A 15,525-nucleotide genomic window follows, 5' to 3' on the forward strand; every position below is an offset into this window, starting at 1 on the left:
TTCGTTCCTCGCAATGACCGCATTAATACTTAAACTTCTTCAAACTACTCTCCAACTGATTCTTCGAACCGCTGAAAGGCGTTAAATAAAAACTATATTGATAATTTCCTGATTTGATTTGATATTGTTCAATTGGCTGTGCTACAATCGTCCAACTGTCGTTTCCTCCTACTCCCATTTGGATTAAATCGATGTTTAGCGTCAAGAATCCTGGGTCTTTTAAATCGTACGTATGACCTGAAGCACTTAGGTTTTCTTGTGTATAAGGCCACGCACTCATGCTCAAAAGCTTATTGTCATTGACCACTACAAAACCTTGATTTTTCTGTGGAGTTGATAATGCCATCCATCTTACATCACAACGATTCCCGTTTTCCTGTGGTTTTGGATAATGTTCGATAAAATCATTAATTGGCAGTGAATATTTCCCGACAAATGAACCGAAACTTCTGTCGCTGTAATTTTCCAATTCTCCTTTTCCGTACCACGAAATCTGATCGAATTTTCTTTGAACGCCCATCTGCATTCCGATTTTTGGAATATTTGGCAATTTATCTGAAGCTTTTAAACTGTAATCTACTTTTATTACGCCATCTGGACTGATATTGTAAACAACATTTACGCTTGCGCTATCTTTTATAATTTCATAATCGCTTATTATTTTAATCTCAGAAGCCGATTTATCGATTTTCACATTCATCAATTTTGGTTTTGCTTTGTACCATTGTTTCAACAGTTTTTGCGATTTCCATCCGCGTTTGTCGTTGTCTGTAAGCGGTCTTACGAAGTTAGGCATCAAAGGTGCAAAAACTTGTTCTTCTCCGTTAAAAATATACGAACTTAAAGCTCCATTTGTTTTATTGATTTTAATATCAAATGATTTTCCTTTAATAGAATAATCCGAATCTGATTCCGAAACATTTACTGTTCCTTTAGCAGCTGGATTAACTTCGCTTCTCTTCTGAATCACGAATTGATCTTCCGCGACAGCGTAACCTTTAGAAGCCCAAAGTTCATCTGCTGAAAGCTGGAATTCTATATTTAAAATATATTCGGCATCGGCTTTCATCTTTGGCAGATATGAACTAATATTTAAAGTCGTCGATTGTCCTGCTTCAACTTTAAATGGTTTTAAAATCTGAGTTTTAATAACGTTTCCGTTTTCTAAAATTTTTAAAACCGGAATATAACTTTCTAAAGATTTAACCGCACTGCGATTTTTAATTTCTAACTGATTTCCATTTAAAGTCGAAATCGCTGGCTGATAGACCCATTTATTTTCAAAAAGAGAACCTTTTGGTTTTCCGTTAGAATCTACAATTCCTTTGGTATTAAAATTTCCGTCGTGGTATTTTTCGCCAAAATCACCTCCGTGTGCAAAATAATTTTGTCCTGATCTTGAATCAAATTTCACGATTCCCTGATCTTTAAATTCCCAAATACAACCTCCGATAACTCTCGGAAGCGAACGGAATTCATCCCATAATTCTTTTAAATTACCAACTGAATTCCCCATCGCATGAGAATATTCAACGAAAATAATCGGACGTGTATCTTTCTTTTGATCAACCAAAAATTTCGGAGTGAAAACACCTGGATAAAAACGGCTGACCATATCCACATACGAATCATCCTGTGGATTTTCAAAACGATACGCGTGATCAATTGTTTTCGGATATCTCGGATCAAGCGGATCAATATAGCCGTCTAATTTTGCATTCCCCTGTGCTGGTTCATAATGCACCGGACGAGTCATGTCAAAATCGTGAACCCAACCCGACATTGCAGCATGATTTGGACCTTTTCCGCCTTCATTACCCAAACTCCACATGACCACAGACGGATGGTTTTTATCACGTTCAACCATTCTGATCATACGCTCCATGTAAGCGTTTGTCCAAAGTGGGTCGTTAGCTAATTTACCTCCGATTCCGTGTGTTTCTTGGTTGGCTTCGTCCATCACCATAATTCCGTATTGATCACATAATTCGTAAAAATAAGGATCGTTTGGGTAATGACTCGTACGTATAAAGTTGAAATTAAACTTTTTAATTGTAGTTATATCTTGCTTGATGTCTTCTCTCGTAACTGCTTTTCCTCTTGTCGGATGATGATCATGACGGTTTACGCCATACACATAGGTTTCTTTTCCATTAATGAGCATTTTTCCGTTTTCTTTCGAGAATTCAATCGAACGGAAACCAACTTTACAGCTTTTAGCATCGGTAACATTTCCGTTTTTATCTTTTATAGAAATCACCATTGTGTATAAATTCGGTTCTTCTGAACTCCATTTTTTCGGATTTTTGATGTTTTCTTGGAAGAATCCAAAACGAACATTATCCAGACGAGGATAACTTTCATTGATTAAATCGAGTACAGGTCTTTGAAGCGGTTCTTTGAACATTGGTGCATTATTCGCATCATACAACTGAACATTCATTGTATAATCTTTAGCTTGAACTCTTTCTCCAGTCAGATTCTCTACTTTCGGACGCAGTTTAAATATAGCATCAGTATATTGTTTATCTAATTTCGTCTGAACAAAGAAATCCTGAATACGCAATTTTGGTTCAGCCATAATGAAAACTTCACGCTGGATTCCGCTCATACGCCAATGATCCTGATCTTCTAAATAAGAACCATCTGTCCAACGAATTACGCGAACTGAGACTACATTTTCTCCTGCTTTTAAATAAGGGCTAATATCAAATTCTGAAGGCAGAAAACTGTCTTCTCCATAACCTAAAAATTCTCCGTTTAGCCACACTTCAAAACCTGAACTTACGGCTCCAAAATGCAAAGTCACGGTCATATCTTTCCAGTTTTCTGGAACGGTAAAACTTCTTTGGTACGAACCTACTCCATTGTAATCTTTCGGAATAAAAGGCGGATTTATTGGTCGAAACGGATAAACAGCACTTTTGTAAATCGGGTTATCATACCCTTTCATTTCCCAGTTGGAAGGCACTTCAATTTTATCCCAACCAGAAACTTTGCTTAGGTAAAAATCTTTGGAAGCTTCTTTTAAATTTACAGCATATTTAAAATCCCAATCACCAGTCAGCATTTGCATTCGGCTTTTGGTTCTGTCACCTTTTAAAGCGTCTTCGACACTTGTGTACGAATAAGCAGTTGCTCTGGATGGCTGTCTGTTGATGCTTGTAATTTTTGGGTCTTCCCAAGGAGCAAATTCGTATTTTTTATTCAGTTCTGGTACGCCTGCGGGTTCTCCTGTTACGGATTGTCCATTAGTGTAAAATGTTAAAAGTAAAATGAAAAATGTGAATACTGATTTTGGTATCGAAAATCGAAACCTTGAAAAGTGATTATTTTGAATTGGTTGAAACATTATTTTATTTTTAGTTTTTTGTCATTCCGAGGAACGAGGAATCGCACTAGGAATTCCACCACTATAATCGACAATCTTTGTGGTTACGAGTGTGATTTCTCCCTTCGGTCGAAATGACAAAACTGTGTCTTAATACTTAATTCTAAATACTTAATTCTTTTTCTTTTTCTCCGGCGGCGCTACAAAATTCAATTTGCTTTTTCCTAAATCCTTCGAAGTCGCGATTGCAATACCTCTTTGTTCTGCTTTGTTAACCGCGCAGTAAAAATGAAACACTACGCCATCATGTTTTACCACAAAAGATTTATGAGCGAACATATCATCATAAGGTTCAGAAGATTTAACTAAATCGTCGCCTTTCCAGTCTGTCCAGTTTACTAAATCATTGGAAACGGCAAAACGATTAAAGGCACCTTGATTCCAACCCGTCCAGAAAGCTCCAAAATAAAACATCACCCAAGTATCATTAATACGCTGAATGTAAGAATCTCCCGAAATTCCTTTATGATGATTAATTAAAGGTTTATTGCCATAACGCTTCCAAGTTTTCATATCGTTTGATACTGCCATTGCAATACGCTCAGCGCCTTTAGCGGGATTTATACTATCGCCTCGGGCATTATAATACATGATAAAATTATGTCCCGTTACTTTATCTTTATCACGAATCACGCTGTTTTTGTACATCGTACTATTATCCCACCATTTGGCATCTTTATCTTTTGGTGTTAAAACCGGATTTTCTAATCTTTGAAATTCATGCGGTTTTGTCGGCGCTTCTTTTGTATACGCCATTCCGATTGACAAAACGCCTGCTTCGTAGCCTTTGCTGTCTCCACCAAAATAACTCATCCAGTATTTATCATCGTATTTTTCCCATTCGTAGCTTCCGCCCCAGGTCATATCTTGCAACGAAATATACCCTGCTTTTTGGTTGACATCCCAGTGTTTTTCATTTTCTGAAAAAGACATTACTTTTCCTAAATGTTTCCAATCTAAAAGATTATCACTTTCAGCCAACCAGGTTTCATAGCCTCTTCCGTCGTAAATTAAATACGTCATGTACCACTTGCCATCTTTTCTGAAAACACTTGGACAATCCATTTTATAAGAGTTGTCTGTTGGCACCATTACCAAACCGTACTTATAAGGTGTTTTTACTTCTTCGTAAATTTCCTGCATTACGCTGTCGGTAATTTCACGCTTCTTGTATTTGGTTGCACAGCTTGTTAGGACAAGTGTTGAAATGGTTAGGATTAGATACTTAATTTTCATTTTTTGGTTATGTTTTGTTTGCTTTTGCCACGAAGGCACTAAGACTCTAAGTTTATTTTTTCTTTGCTACTTTGTGTCTTTGCGAGATTAATTCTAAGCTTTATTTTTAGCTCTCGCAAAGTCGCTAAGGCACAAAGTTTTTTTTATTCTTCTCTCGCAGATTTTGCAGATTTAGCTGATTTTTTATCTGCTTGATCTGCAAAATCTGCGGGAATTTTAAACTATCCTCATATTCATTAAAATAAAATCTGTGTAAATCAGCGTTTTTACGAAGTAAATCCGTTTAATCCGCGTTCTATTTGTGCTAAATTATTTTTTTAATTCTTTCAATTTAGACTCCATTACATCTTTGTTCAGTTTTACTTTTACCATTCCTGTTGGATGAAATCTTCTTTTTAAATCGATGGCATTGTAAACGATAGTATAAACGTCATTTCCTTCAGGGATTAAGCAAAGCGGTGTTCTCATAATATCCCACCATTTATCTACTTTGGTTTCAATTGGGAGATAATGCGCTTCTGCCCAATTTACACCGTCTGCGGATAATGAATACGCAATCATATTTGGCAAATGGTGTCCCCAACCGTCTGGACCTCCGTCGAAAATCGCGATGTACATTCCATTTGGTAACTGACTCACAATTGGATTTTCAACAAAAAGCGGATGCATGGTTTTAATTGGTTCCAAACCTTTGTTCATTCGTAACCAAGGCCCTTCTAAACTTTTTGATTCGGCTAAAGCCACAAACCAGCCTTTTCCTGATTTCTTTGGATAATCTGCCCATGAATTAAACGGATATGCTCCACTGTAAAATCCGAAATATTTGTCACCCACTTGGTACGGAAAAAAGGATGCAACTCCCTGGCGTCCTTCCCAAGGCTGAGAATCCAATCCTGGTTCCATGATAATTCCCATATCTTTATAAGGGCCACCGATTCCGTTGATGCCTTCTACCATTGATTCACAACGCCAGATTCTTCCGAAAGAATGGTTTGGTTCTATTTCTTTACTAACTGTATACGCCAAATAATAGCCGTACCATTTGTTTGCCTTTTCGTTAAAAACTGGCATATAAGACCAAATAGCTGCACGACGATCATTCATTGGGTTATCATCTTCGGTAACGGCATATGTTCCACTTGCTTGGTAAATTGTCGATTCTCTTTTCCAATGAATCGCATCTTTACTGGTCCAATGTCCGATTTTGGTTTTTACTCTATCATAATAGTAATCAACACCTTTTTCTCCTGCTCTTTCCGTTGGAAACATATGATAGATATCGCCGACTTTCACCACGCGTCCGCCTTCGAAACCTCCCTGAATATCTTCTGTTCCAGACATTCCTTCGTCGATAACGGGTTTGTTTTCTCCGCCTATAACTTCAAAAAGTGGTTTTTCATCTGAAAATCCTTCAACAATAAAAGTCGGGTTCCACAATTTTCCATCTGGAAGTTTGGCGTCTCTTGGTTCTAATTTATCAGAAGCTTTTACAACTCCCAAAATGGCGAATAAACCTTTTCCAAAATTGATGGTTTGAGTTCCTTTTGAATAAGAAACAGCATAAATATTTACTGGAGGTAAACCTGTAATCGTTACTCCGTTTTCTAAAATTAACTTGCTATTTTTAATATTTTCCGATTGAAGATATTCTGCATTTTTCTCTTGAAAAACACCAACTAAAACCGTTACAGCTTCTTTAAATTTTAATTGCAAAGGAGCATTTGTACCATTTTTATATTTATCTAAAGGAAGTTCGATTCCTTTTAAATCTTGTAATTCCGGGGCTAAACGAACAATATTATGTTTACTTCCTGAAAATACATGTGCATATTGAGCCGTTTTGAACGTTTTGTAATTGGATTTTACAATTTCGAATGAAGCTGGTTTCCATGCTGTTTGAGCGTTGGCTTGTACGCATAGGAAAAACAGCGCTAGGAAAGCGGTTTTTAGATTGAAATTGTATTTTGTATTTTTTGAAAACATTGGTTTTTTATTTTTTTGATTGTCATTGCGAGGAACGAAGCAATCACATTTGCAAAAGTACTTTGTGTAATTATTAGCGAGGTTGCTTCGTTCCTCGCAATGACAAACTGGACGTTAAAACTAAGGACTAATAACTAGGGACTAAGGACTACAGTGCTTTATAACTCACCTTATACTCTACATTCGGTTTTACAATCAACTGATATTTATTCTTTGCCAATTCTGTAATCGTTCCTGAGTTTGTTTTGGGTTTGCTGGCACTTTTAAAAACTAATTTTCCTTCACCTTCGCCTGCTTTTATCTTAATTTCTTTAGTACTGCAATACACGGCAACTTCTCCGTTTGGTGTTGGGACTTTTCCTTCCATCCATTGTAAACCTCCCAAATTTGGTTTGATTTCATATTCTGAATATCCTGGAGCGGTTGGCTTTACACCTAAATAATATTTTCCTAATAAGTAAATCGGACTAGCTCCCCAAGCGTGGCAAAGGCTTTTTCCATAAGGACGTCCATACATCGTTAAGTGCTCTGCTCCTTTTTTCTTCGGATTGTATTCTTCCCAGAAAGATGTCGCGCCTTCATTCAACATGCCTCCCCAATAGTCTTTCATTTCTTTTAAAACATAATCCTGTTCGTCCATAGCGCACAAAGCTTCCAACTCGTAAAAACGCATATATGGGGTTGTGATTTGAAGAACATCTTTATTCAGCAACACTTTATTTTTTACACTCTGTTTTTGTTCCTCAGTAAAATAATTGAAGAAAATACCGAACATATTCGCATATCGGGTTACAATATTTTGCATTTTTCCGTCGATACGCTGGTGTTTCATGACGTTTTCTTTTTTATCCCAAAACACATCAAATAATTTTGCTTTCAAATCAGCTGATAATTTTTCATACTGTTTTTGATCTTCATTCTCATTTGCAATTTTAGCACTGACCGCCATCGCTTCTAAACTTCTTGCCAAAAGCATTTGTTCAAAACTCACTTCACCTGTTTTTGGTAGTCCGTCTGCCCAATCAATGAAAACCCAGTCGCCTTCTAATGGTTCGAGGAAACCGTTTTTATTTCTTCTTTCTAAACAGAAATCCATCAGCGATTTCATTCTTGGATAAAAAGTTTTAATGAATTTCGTATCGCCTGTATGCAAGTAGTAATCGTAAACTCCTACAAACCAATACAGCGAATAATCCATTATAATATTTACGTGCGCCGTTACAGGGTCTTTTCCACGAAGCGCCACCATCGTTCTTTCCACCGAAGCTGAATCAAAGAACAAATAATAATTCATTAAATAACTTTGATACGCATCACCAGACCAAACCCAACGGTCACGTTTGATTCCGTCTATAAAAAATTCGCGTGAAGTTAAATGCATCGTGTAAGCCGACACATCCCAAATTTTATTCAATTGTTCGTCTGAAGATTTGAATGCACCTCGATAATCTAATGGCAGATATTCGTAAAGCATCGAAATTGAATCGTATTTTACGCCTGCATCTGCCTGTACTTGAACATAGCGGAAAGCTTTCGATCCGTCGTGCGTGTAAGTTTCTGGTTGTTTTCCGTCAAAAGATAAATGATCTAAGGTTTCGCATTTGGCAGTATCTAAGGCTTCTTCGCGAGATTCTCCATAATAAAGCGCTACTTTTCCTTTGCCTTTTAAGCCGTGAATTTTGATGTAACCGAAAGTTTCTTTTCCAAAATCTACCAAATCACCATTTCCATTTTTCTCTGTTTTTTTTGCGAATAAAGGTTTGGTTGTCAACTTAAATTCAGAAGGTTTAGTTTTTGGAGAATCAAAATTCCAAGAACCAACAGGAACCCAAGGCGTACCAGATTGCTGTGCTTTTCCAGCTTCGTCAATCCAAAGCTTGTCTTCGTTGGTCACTTTCCATGAAGCATCAGATTTAACATAGTTACCTTCAATATAGATTGCAGGCAATACTTCTTGATTGTAAACTTTAAATGAAATTTTATGTTTTCCAGGTGGAACTGTTATTGATTTTGGCTGTCCATAAATTTGAACGCCATCTAAAAGTAATTGAAAAGGTCCTTCTGAAAAGATTTTTACTTCGTCTGGTTTTGGAATATCTACTTCTGTCTGAAAAGTGACCAAAGCATAAGGACTATAATATTGCCAAAGCGGAGGAAAAACTGCTTCACGTTCTGTACGTCTTACCTGCATTTTATTGCTCAACCAAACTTCAAAATCACCTGGATACCAGATCCATGTCGCTTTTTTTTGTTTTTCCTGCGCCAATACTAGCGAACAAGAAAAAAGAACGGCAAAAAGAAATATAATCTTAAAAATGGAAGGGCGGTTTAGCATAGTAAGTTTATTTTGGGACTAAAGATAAGTGTTATTATCACATTTCACAACCTGCACTATCCTGTTATTTCATAAAAAACAGTAATCTTTGATAATTTTTTAAGGGAAAAATTACGAGTTATCACTTTTTTAGTATTAAAAAAAATGATGTTGCGATTTTTATGAGGTACACGGATGAAACGGATTCGCTTTCGCGAAAGCACGGATAAAAACGGATTTTTTTATTTTTTTAAACACATAGAATCATAGACTTATCTATGTCTAAAAAGGCGTTTCACTTATTTTAATGCATCCCGAAGCTTCGGGACTATGTGTTAATGACTAGTCATTTTAAATATTTTCTATTTCATAAAGCAAATAAAATCTATGTATCTATGTGTTTAAAAATTAAAACCAAAATTTTATCTCAATGCAGCAAGCTTTGTCAAAGTTTAAAACTTTGACAAAGCTATTGTAGAGTAATAAAAGGAAAAATCCGCGTCAATCAGCGTCTTCGCGATAGCGAATCCGTGTCATCCGCGTCCCATATTATGCAGAAATTTTATCCTCGTTTTCATCTTCCAAAATATAATTAGAAGGTGTTTTTCCTAGATGTTTTTTGAACATAAAAATAAAGGCACTTGGAGTTTCGTAGCCTAAATTGAGTGCAATTTCTTTAATGGATTGTTTTTCGCCCAATCTTTTAATGGCTTCAAGCAACTTCAAACGAGTACGCCAATCGCTGAAATTCATTCCTAATTCTTTGATAAACAAACGAGATAAAGTTCTCGTGCTCATAAAAGAGAGTTCAGCATAATAATCTATGGTTTGTTTGCTTGCGACGTCATTCATTAAAAGTTCAACTACTTTTTGAAGTCTTTCGTCGTTTGTTGTTGGAAGAAATGTCGCACTTGGTACAATTAAAGCCAATTCATCAAGAAAAACATCTATCACTCTTCTTTGAGAATCTTCAAGTTTTCCTTCTGTTCCAAAAGTGATGATTTTAAAAACCAATTGTTTCAGAAACATCGGAATATCAAAAGAAAAACTATTGATTGGCAATCCTTTAGTAACCGACGGATCAATAAAAACGCTGTAATAATTTACGTCTTTCTGAAACGTAACCTGATGTTCTACTCCACCCGGAATCCACAAACCTTGCAACGGATTCACCACCCAAATATTATTGCCTACGACAACATTCATTACACCGCGAGTTGCGTATATCAACTGCCCGCGTGGATGAGCATGCGAAATACAAGTTTCATAATTCACTGTTTCTGTGTATCCTAAAACAGGAATTGACGGATCTATTTGGAATCCGTAATCTTGCGCTACCCTAAATGTCCGAATCTGATTATTCATTGTCCAAATATAGCAATTTTGACATTATTATTTATTTCAATTTTGTAAAAAATTAGTGCCACTATTATTTTCCAAACAAATATTAATCTAAAAATAACTCATGGAAACCGTTAAAGTACAACCAGAAGTCATTAAAAAAACCACGTATTCAATCTTATTTATAATCAGCTTTTCGCATTTAATTAATGATCTTTTACAAGCTGTAGTTCCTTCAATTTATCCGCTCATTAAAGATAATTTTGGTTTGAGTTTTACTCAAATCGGAATCATCACACTTACTTATCAAATGGTTGCTTCAATCCTTCAGCCGTTTGTGGGAATGTATACCGATAAAAATTCTAAACCGTATTCGCTAATTATCGGAATGTGTTTTACAATGGTCGGATTATTTCTGGTTTCAATTTCAACAAGTTTTGTATTTCTTTTATTATCAGTAAGTTTAATCGGAATCGGGTCTTCTATTTTTCATCCTGAATCTTCTCGCGTGGCACATTTAGCATCGGGCGGAAAAAAAGGATTGGCACAGTCTATTTTCCAATTGGGAGGAAATGCCGGAAGCGCCATCGGACCGTTATTAGCTGCATTTATCATTATTCCACACGGACAATCTTATGTGGCTTGGTTTTGTATAATTGCTTTGGTCGGAATTTTTGCTTTGTATAAAATTGCGATTTGGTACACTGAACACCTTTCTGAAAGAATGGCTAACAAATCAGCACATAAAATCGAAACGCATCATTTGTCTAAAAACCGTGTCATTGCATCTTTAGCTATTTTATTGGTTCTAATTTTCTCTAAATACTTCTACATGAGCAGTATTACGAGTTATTACACTTTCTTTTTGATTGATAAATTCCATATCTCGATTCAGCAGTCGCAAGTATATTTATTCTTGTTTTCTGGTGCCGTTGCAGCAGGAACTTTAATCGGAGGGCCAATTGGTGACCGTTTCGGAAGAAAATACGTAATCTGGGTTTCTATTTTGGGTGTTGCGCCGTTTACATTAATGCTGCCTTACGTTTCTTTATTCTGGGTTGGAACTCTTTCTGTAATCATCGGATTGATTCTTTCTTCTGCTTTCTCTGCGATTTTGGTTTACGCGACAGAATTACTTCCAGGTAAAGTGGGTCTTGTAGCCGGTCTTTTCTTCGGATTTGCTTTCGGAATGGGAGGATTGGGTTCTGCCATTCTAGGTAAAATCGCCGATGCAACGAGTATCGAATATGTATTTAAAATTTGTGCATTTTTGCCTTTGATTGGTATAATTACTGGATTCTTGCCTAATATTGAAGGTCGTAAAAAGGCTTAATTTTTTAATCTCGCAATCCCGATAACTATCGGGAGCGAAGTCGCAAAGTTTTTTTATTTAATGTCAATTGCCTCCAGCTTTAGCTGGAGGTTTTTATTTAAGATAGTATGAGGCTTTAGCCAAATTGTAAATAGTTTGGCTAAAGCCTTTTTTTATTCTTGCTATATTCCTCCAGTTAAAACTGGAGGCAATTCATATATTTTTTTCACAACATAGCCCACGATTTCAATCGTGGGAGCGCAATAAAAATCCACAACAATAATTTTTGCTATTATTGAAATCGTGGAAACACAATCCAAATACATAACAATAATTTTTATAGCATTGAAATCACGGAAGTGGAATGCAAATCTTCAACGATACGTTTCCCAAGGTTGAAACCTTGGGCTATGTTTGAATAGCTGATTTTATTTGGCTTGAATTCATTATTGATTGTAATAATTATTCTATTTAGCTGACTTTTTTCCTTTAACGAAATTATTTAAAGCTTTTTCTTCTTTTAATGTTAAAGCTTTTAATCCTCCAATAGTTTCAATTTCATTATTGGTTGTAATAATAATTTTATTTTGCTGATGTTCAACCGTTACGAAATTCCCGCAATTAAAACCGATTTCCTGAAGCCATTTTCCGCACAGACGAATTTCTGGGAATATTACATATTGACGATATGATCTTGCCATATATTTTGGCTGAATTTTTAATCGTCTTTTTGCTGATTGTTTCATTTTATTATTTATTTCAAAAAGCAAATATAGTAGGAATTTTAATATAAATAATATTTTTACGACTATAAATTGTTGTTTTATGGCAATTTTGAATATTTAAAATATTCTTTTTCTTATATTTAAATTATAAGATATTTGCATGAAATAGCAATAAATTAACATTGTGTCGAAACTTAAGTTAAATAGAATAAAAATTGTTTTAATTGAAAACAATAGGAAAAGTAAAGATTTAGCCAATCATTTGGGGAAAACTGTATCGACTGTTTCGCGTTGGTGTACAAATGAAGCTCAGCCTTCAATTGAGACGCTTTATGAAATTGCTAAATATTTGAAAGTTGATATTCGGGAGTTGTTGGTTTCTACGAAATAAAAAAAAAGACACATAACTTTATGCATCTTTTTTTATCAACTAAAATCGTACTTTATAATTCTTTCCAAAGAGTTAGTTTTGAATTATTATACCAAACAATATTGTTTTGAACTGTAATCAACGAAAAAACGATTTCTTCTAAAGTTGGAATTAGAAATTTTTCTAATAAAGTTCTAGCTGTATCAGCAAAAATTGGATGGCTAATTAAATTTAAATGAGTTAAATGAAATTCTGTTTCTCTATTGTGAACTATCGAATTTCTTACACAATAAATTAATTTAGGTAAAAAATAAGAAATAGTTTGATTGGTTACATAATTATGGGTAATATCCACACCTTTAGTTGTTACTACATTTAATTTTTTCAATAAAATATTTAAATTTACATCATCTACAAAGTGAGTTGGTATTATTGTTGTCCAATCAGAAAGAATTTTAGTCGTGTAATTTAAACCTGTTGAATGATTAAGGTTTAGAATTCCTTCAAACAGTTTTTTTAACATTGACAATTCAGAATCATTAATTTTGTCATACATCCTTTTAAAATCACGGACAGAAAAAACATCTCCATTAGCTTGTAGTTCTAGATTTACTAAGGGCGCTTTATACATAAAATTCTCAAAGACATGATATATTCGTAAATATTTATCTAAAACATCTTTTTGGTAATTATATTCACTTATTATATCAATCGAATCTTCAAATTGTTGATATGTATTTCCAAGTGTAATATTTGAAAGAGGGGAAAAATTTGGTGGTAAATTGTATTCATTACTTTGATGTATTGTTTCACCCGCTTTTACAATATGGAGACATAATGTAGCCCAAACGGTTTTAGGTTTTGATATAAATGTTGCATCTACAAAAACATATTTTGAAAGATTTAAAGGTTGATCTGTTTCTCCAATTTTTGCTAACAAATAAAATAAAATTTGAGCGCCTGAACTAATTGCATCAATAAAATTTTTAAAATCTTGTTTATCCGTAAGGCTAAAAAGTATAAGAGAATGATTTACATTAATATTATCAAAAACAAAGAAATTTTTCTTACTAATAGGATGAGTTAATCCAAGTAATCCAAAATCTGCTTCATTAATATTTTCAGTCAAGTCTATTGTTGTACCACCATATTCTGAAGTCAATTTTTGTAAGATTGAAATAATTCCGTAGATTTCATTTTTTCTAAAATCTGGAAAATCATCAAACGATTGTTTAAAATCATCTAAACTTTGTAATAATGATGTAAAATCAGTATAAAATTCTACTCTCATTTTCGCTTTATTAATTTCAGTTTTTTCACTTATAATAGAATCAGCGATTTCGATTAATTCATCTTGTTGCACACTAGTTTTTGAATCGTGATAAATTGTAAAAGCATCATTCTCATATGTTATTACAGTTAAAAGCTCCAACAAATTGTTATACATAACATCTATTTTTCTCATACCTTCGTAGTTTTAAAATAGACTGGCCAATCTAGAGATTTTGTTCTATCATCCAAAAGCTCGTAAATACCATAATAAATAGCATTCTTATTTACAGTTCCAATATTCACTTTGCTTAAGTCAAGGTTATTTCTCACTTGTTCAAATTCTGATAAATTTAAAGCTCCTGAATTTTGAATAAGCTTAAGTTTAAAAACATCAAGAATTTCCATCGGAGATTTGGAATTAATAAGCGCATATCTTCCTAAGGCTGCAAAAACTCCCACAATTGAAACTTCGCGACCTAGCCATTTAATTCCTTCTGCTCCATATGTTTTTGTTAATGAATCATCAAATTCTAAAAGCTCAAAAATGAATCTGTGTAAAAAAGAAAAATTAAAATATTTTTCATAATCATCAATTTCAAAATCTGTTGACTGAGCCTTATGAACTAAATTAACATTTGCTGTTATTGGTTTACCCGCATTAAGGGATAAAATTCCTGTTATCAAATGCGAAAAATGAAACTGTCCTATTTTCCTATTTTTACTAAAAATTGTTGAATTAGCATCTTTTTCCCTAACAAGTTCAAATCTATCTAGATTAGCTTTCTTAAGAATTGGAATAAGATTTAAAAATAAGATTTCAAGTTGATGCTGTGTTTTTACGGGCTTGTGACCAGCATTAAGAATTAGCATTTTATTTACTTCTTCTTGTGGAGTTAAATTAGACCAAACTTCAAACCATTGATAATTTGTAAAACAATTATCAATTTCTTTTTTATCATCCGATAACTTATAAAAATTAATTATAGATTCTAATATTTTAGAGTTAGAATTTATCTTTCTTAAATTTTCCGAATGATTTTTAGACAATTGTAATCTACTCATTTGAAGTAAATCAACAGAAATATCAAGTTGATCTTTAAAATATTGAATGGTATCCCATATCAATTTAATACGAAATGTTCTCTGCAAACCATCTAGAATTTTAAATTCACTGATTTTTATTACATCCTTATCAATTACATATTTTTCTTCATCTACTACAAGTACAATCGGAGGAATATGTTTTTTATGTAAAATAGTATCAACTAGATTATCAAGATAAGTATTATTAACTATTTCTCGTTGAACTTCATAATCCTGATACCCATCTGATAGAGCTGTAACATATTCGCCCAAGATTATTTTTGAAAGATAACATGTACTATCTTTTTCTTTAATTTTATCTAATATAATTCCATTCATTTATATCAAAATTTAAATTCTTTCATATTATTTGTATAATTTAATATTAAAAAAGTGAGCATTCAAAAAAATAAATTTGCAAAATTTTTCTTAATTATACTTTTTCAAATATAATGGATTTTTATTAGCAAGTATTTTATAATGATATAAAAAAAGCTT

At 33.9% G+C, this 15,525-nt stretch carries 10 protein-coding genes; 2 read left to right on the top strand and 8 right to left on the bottom strand.

Annotation, left to right across the window (positions count from 1 at the left end; all coding sequences use genetic code 11):
* Positions 1-22 precede the first annotated feature (22 nt).
* The 5 genes from ACWA1F_RS16280 to ACWA1F_RS16300 form a co-directional block, all read right to left on the bottom strand.
* Positions 23-3,352, bottom strand: coding sequence for a glycoside hydrolase family 2 TIM barrel-domain containing protein (locus tag ACWA1F_RS16280; RefSeq protein WP_456895085.1), 3,330 nt, complete (start codon positions 3,350-3,352; stop codon positions 23-25).
* Positions 3,353-3,502: 150 nt separating this feature from the next.
* Positions 3,503-4,627, bottom strand: a complete 1,125-nt coding sequence (locus ACWA1F_RS16285) for a glycoside hydrolase family protein (protein ID WP_456895087.1) — start codon at positions 4,625-4,627, stop codon at positions 3,503-3,505.
* 309 nt (positions 4,628-4,936) lie between these two features.
* Complete coding sequence (locus ACWA1F_RS16290; RefSeq protein WP_456895089.1) at positions 4,937-6,610, bottom strand: hypothetical protein; 1,674 nt, start codon at positions 6,608-6,610, stop codon at positions 4,937-4,939.
* Between the two features lie 148 nt (positions 6,611-6,758).
* Positions 6,759-8,945 (bottom strand): alpha-L-rhamnosidase-related protein, encoded by a 2,187-nt coding sequence (locus ACWA1F_RS16295; RefSeq protein WP_456895091.1) that lies wholly within the window; start codon positions 8,943-8,945, stop codon positions 6,759-6,761.
* 528 nt (positions 8,946-9,473) lie between these two features.
* Positions 9,474-10,289 (bottom strand): AraC family transcriptional regulator, encoded by an 816-nt coding sequence (locus ACWA1F_RS16300; protein ID WP_456895093.1) that lies wholly within the window; start codon positions 10,287-10,289, stop codon positions 9,474-9,476.
* A gap of 100 nt (positions 10,290-10,389) precedes the next feature.
* On the opposite strand from ACWA1F_RS16300, the gene ACWA1F_RS16305 reads away from it, so the two are divergent.
* Positions 10,390-11,598, top strand: coding sequence for an MFS transporter (locus tag ACWA1F_RS16305; protein WP_456895095.1), 1,209 nt, complete (start codon positions 10,390-10,392; stop codon positions 11,596-11,598).
* Positions 11,599-12,044: 446 nt separating this feature from the next.
* Here ACWA1F_RS16305 and ACWA1F_RS16310 read toward each other — a convergent pair whose 3' ends face one another.
* On the bottom strand, positions 12,045-12,323 hold the full coding sequence (locus ACWA1F_RS16310; protein ID WP_456895097.1) for a SymE family type I addiction module toxin: 279 nt from the start codon (positions 12,321-12,323) through the stop codon (positions 12,045-12,047).
* 163 nt (positions 12,324-12,486) lie between these two features.
* On the opposite strand from ACWA1F_RS16310, the gene ACWA1F_RS16315 reads away from it, so the two are divergent.
* Positions 12,487-12,693, top strand: a complete 207-nt coding sequence (locus ACWA1F_RS16315; RefSeq protein ID WP_456895099.1) for a helix-turn-helix transcriptional regulator — start codon at positions 12,487-12,489, stop codon at positions 12,691-12,693.
* Between the two features lie 52 nt (positions 12,694-12,745).
* Here the strand turns inward: ACWA1F_RS16315 and ACWA1F_RS16320 are convergent, their stop codons facing one another.
* On the bottom strand, positions 12,746-14,137 hold the full coding sequence (locus ACWA1F_RS16320) for a hypothetical protein (protein ID WP_456895101.1): 1,392 nt from the start codon (positions 14,135-14,137) through the stop codon (positions 12,746-12,748).
* A complete protein-coding gene (locus tag ACWA1F_RS16325) occupies positions 14,134-15,366 on the bottom strand; it encodes a hypothetical protein (protein WP_456895103.1) in 1,233 nt (410 codons plus the stop codon). Before ACWA1F_RS16325 ends, ACWA1F_RS16320 begins: the two co-directional genes overlap by 4 nt.
* Positions 15,367-15,525: the final 159 nt, after the last annotated feature.

Source organism: Flavobacterium erigeronis (assembly GCF_054075165.1).

Coding starts and splice junctions, on each gene's coding strand:
- ACWA1F_RS16320 (WP_456895101.1), bottom strand. CDS start 14,137: ATGAGAAAAATAGATGTTATGTATAACAATTTGTTGGAGCTTTTAACT.
- ACWA1F_RS16295 (WP_456895091.1), bottom strand. CDS start 8,945: ATGCTAAACCGCCCTTCCATTTTTAAGATTATATTTCTTTTTGCCGTT.
- ACWA1F_RS16285 (WP_456895087.1), bottom strand. CDS start 4,627: ATGAAAATTAAGTATCTAATCCTAACCATTTCAACACTTGTCCTAACA.
- ACWA1F_RS16300 (WP_456895093.1), bottom strand. CDS start 10,289: ATGAATAATCAGATTCGGACATTTAGGGTAGCGCAAGATTACGGATTC.
- ACWA1F_RS16310 (WP_456895097.1), bottom strand. CDS start 12,323: ATGAAACAATCAGCAAAAAGACGATTAAAAATTCAGCCAAAATATATG.
- ACWA1F_RS16305 (WP_456895095.1), top strand. CDS start 10,390: ATGGAAACCGTTAAAGTACAACCAGAAGTCATTAAAAAAACCACGTAT.
- ACWA1F_RS16325 (WP_456895103.1), bottom strand. CDS start 15,366: ATGAATGGAATTATATTAGATAAAATTAAAGAAAAAGATAGTACATGT.
- ACWA1F_RS16290 (WP_456895089.1), bottom strand. CDS start 6,610: ATGTTTTCAAAAAATACAAAATACAATTTCAATCTAAAAACCGCTTTC.
- ACWA1F_RS16280 (WP_456895085.1), bottom strand. CDS start 3,352: ATGTTTCAACCAATTCAAAATAATCACTTTTCAAGGTTTCGATTTTCG.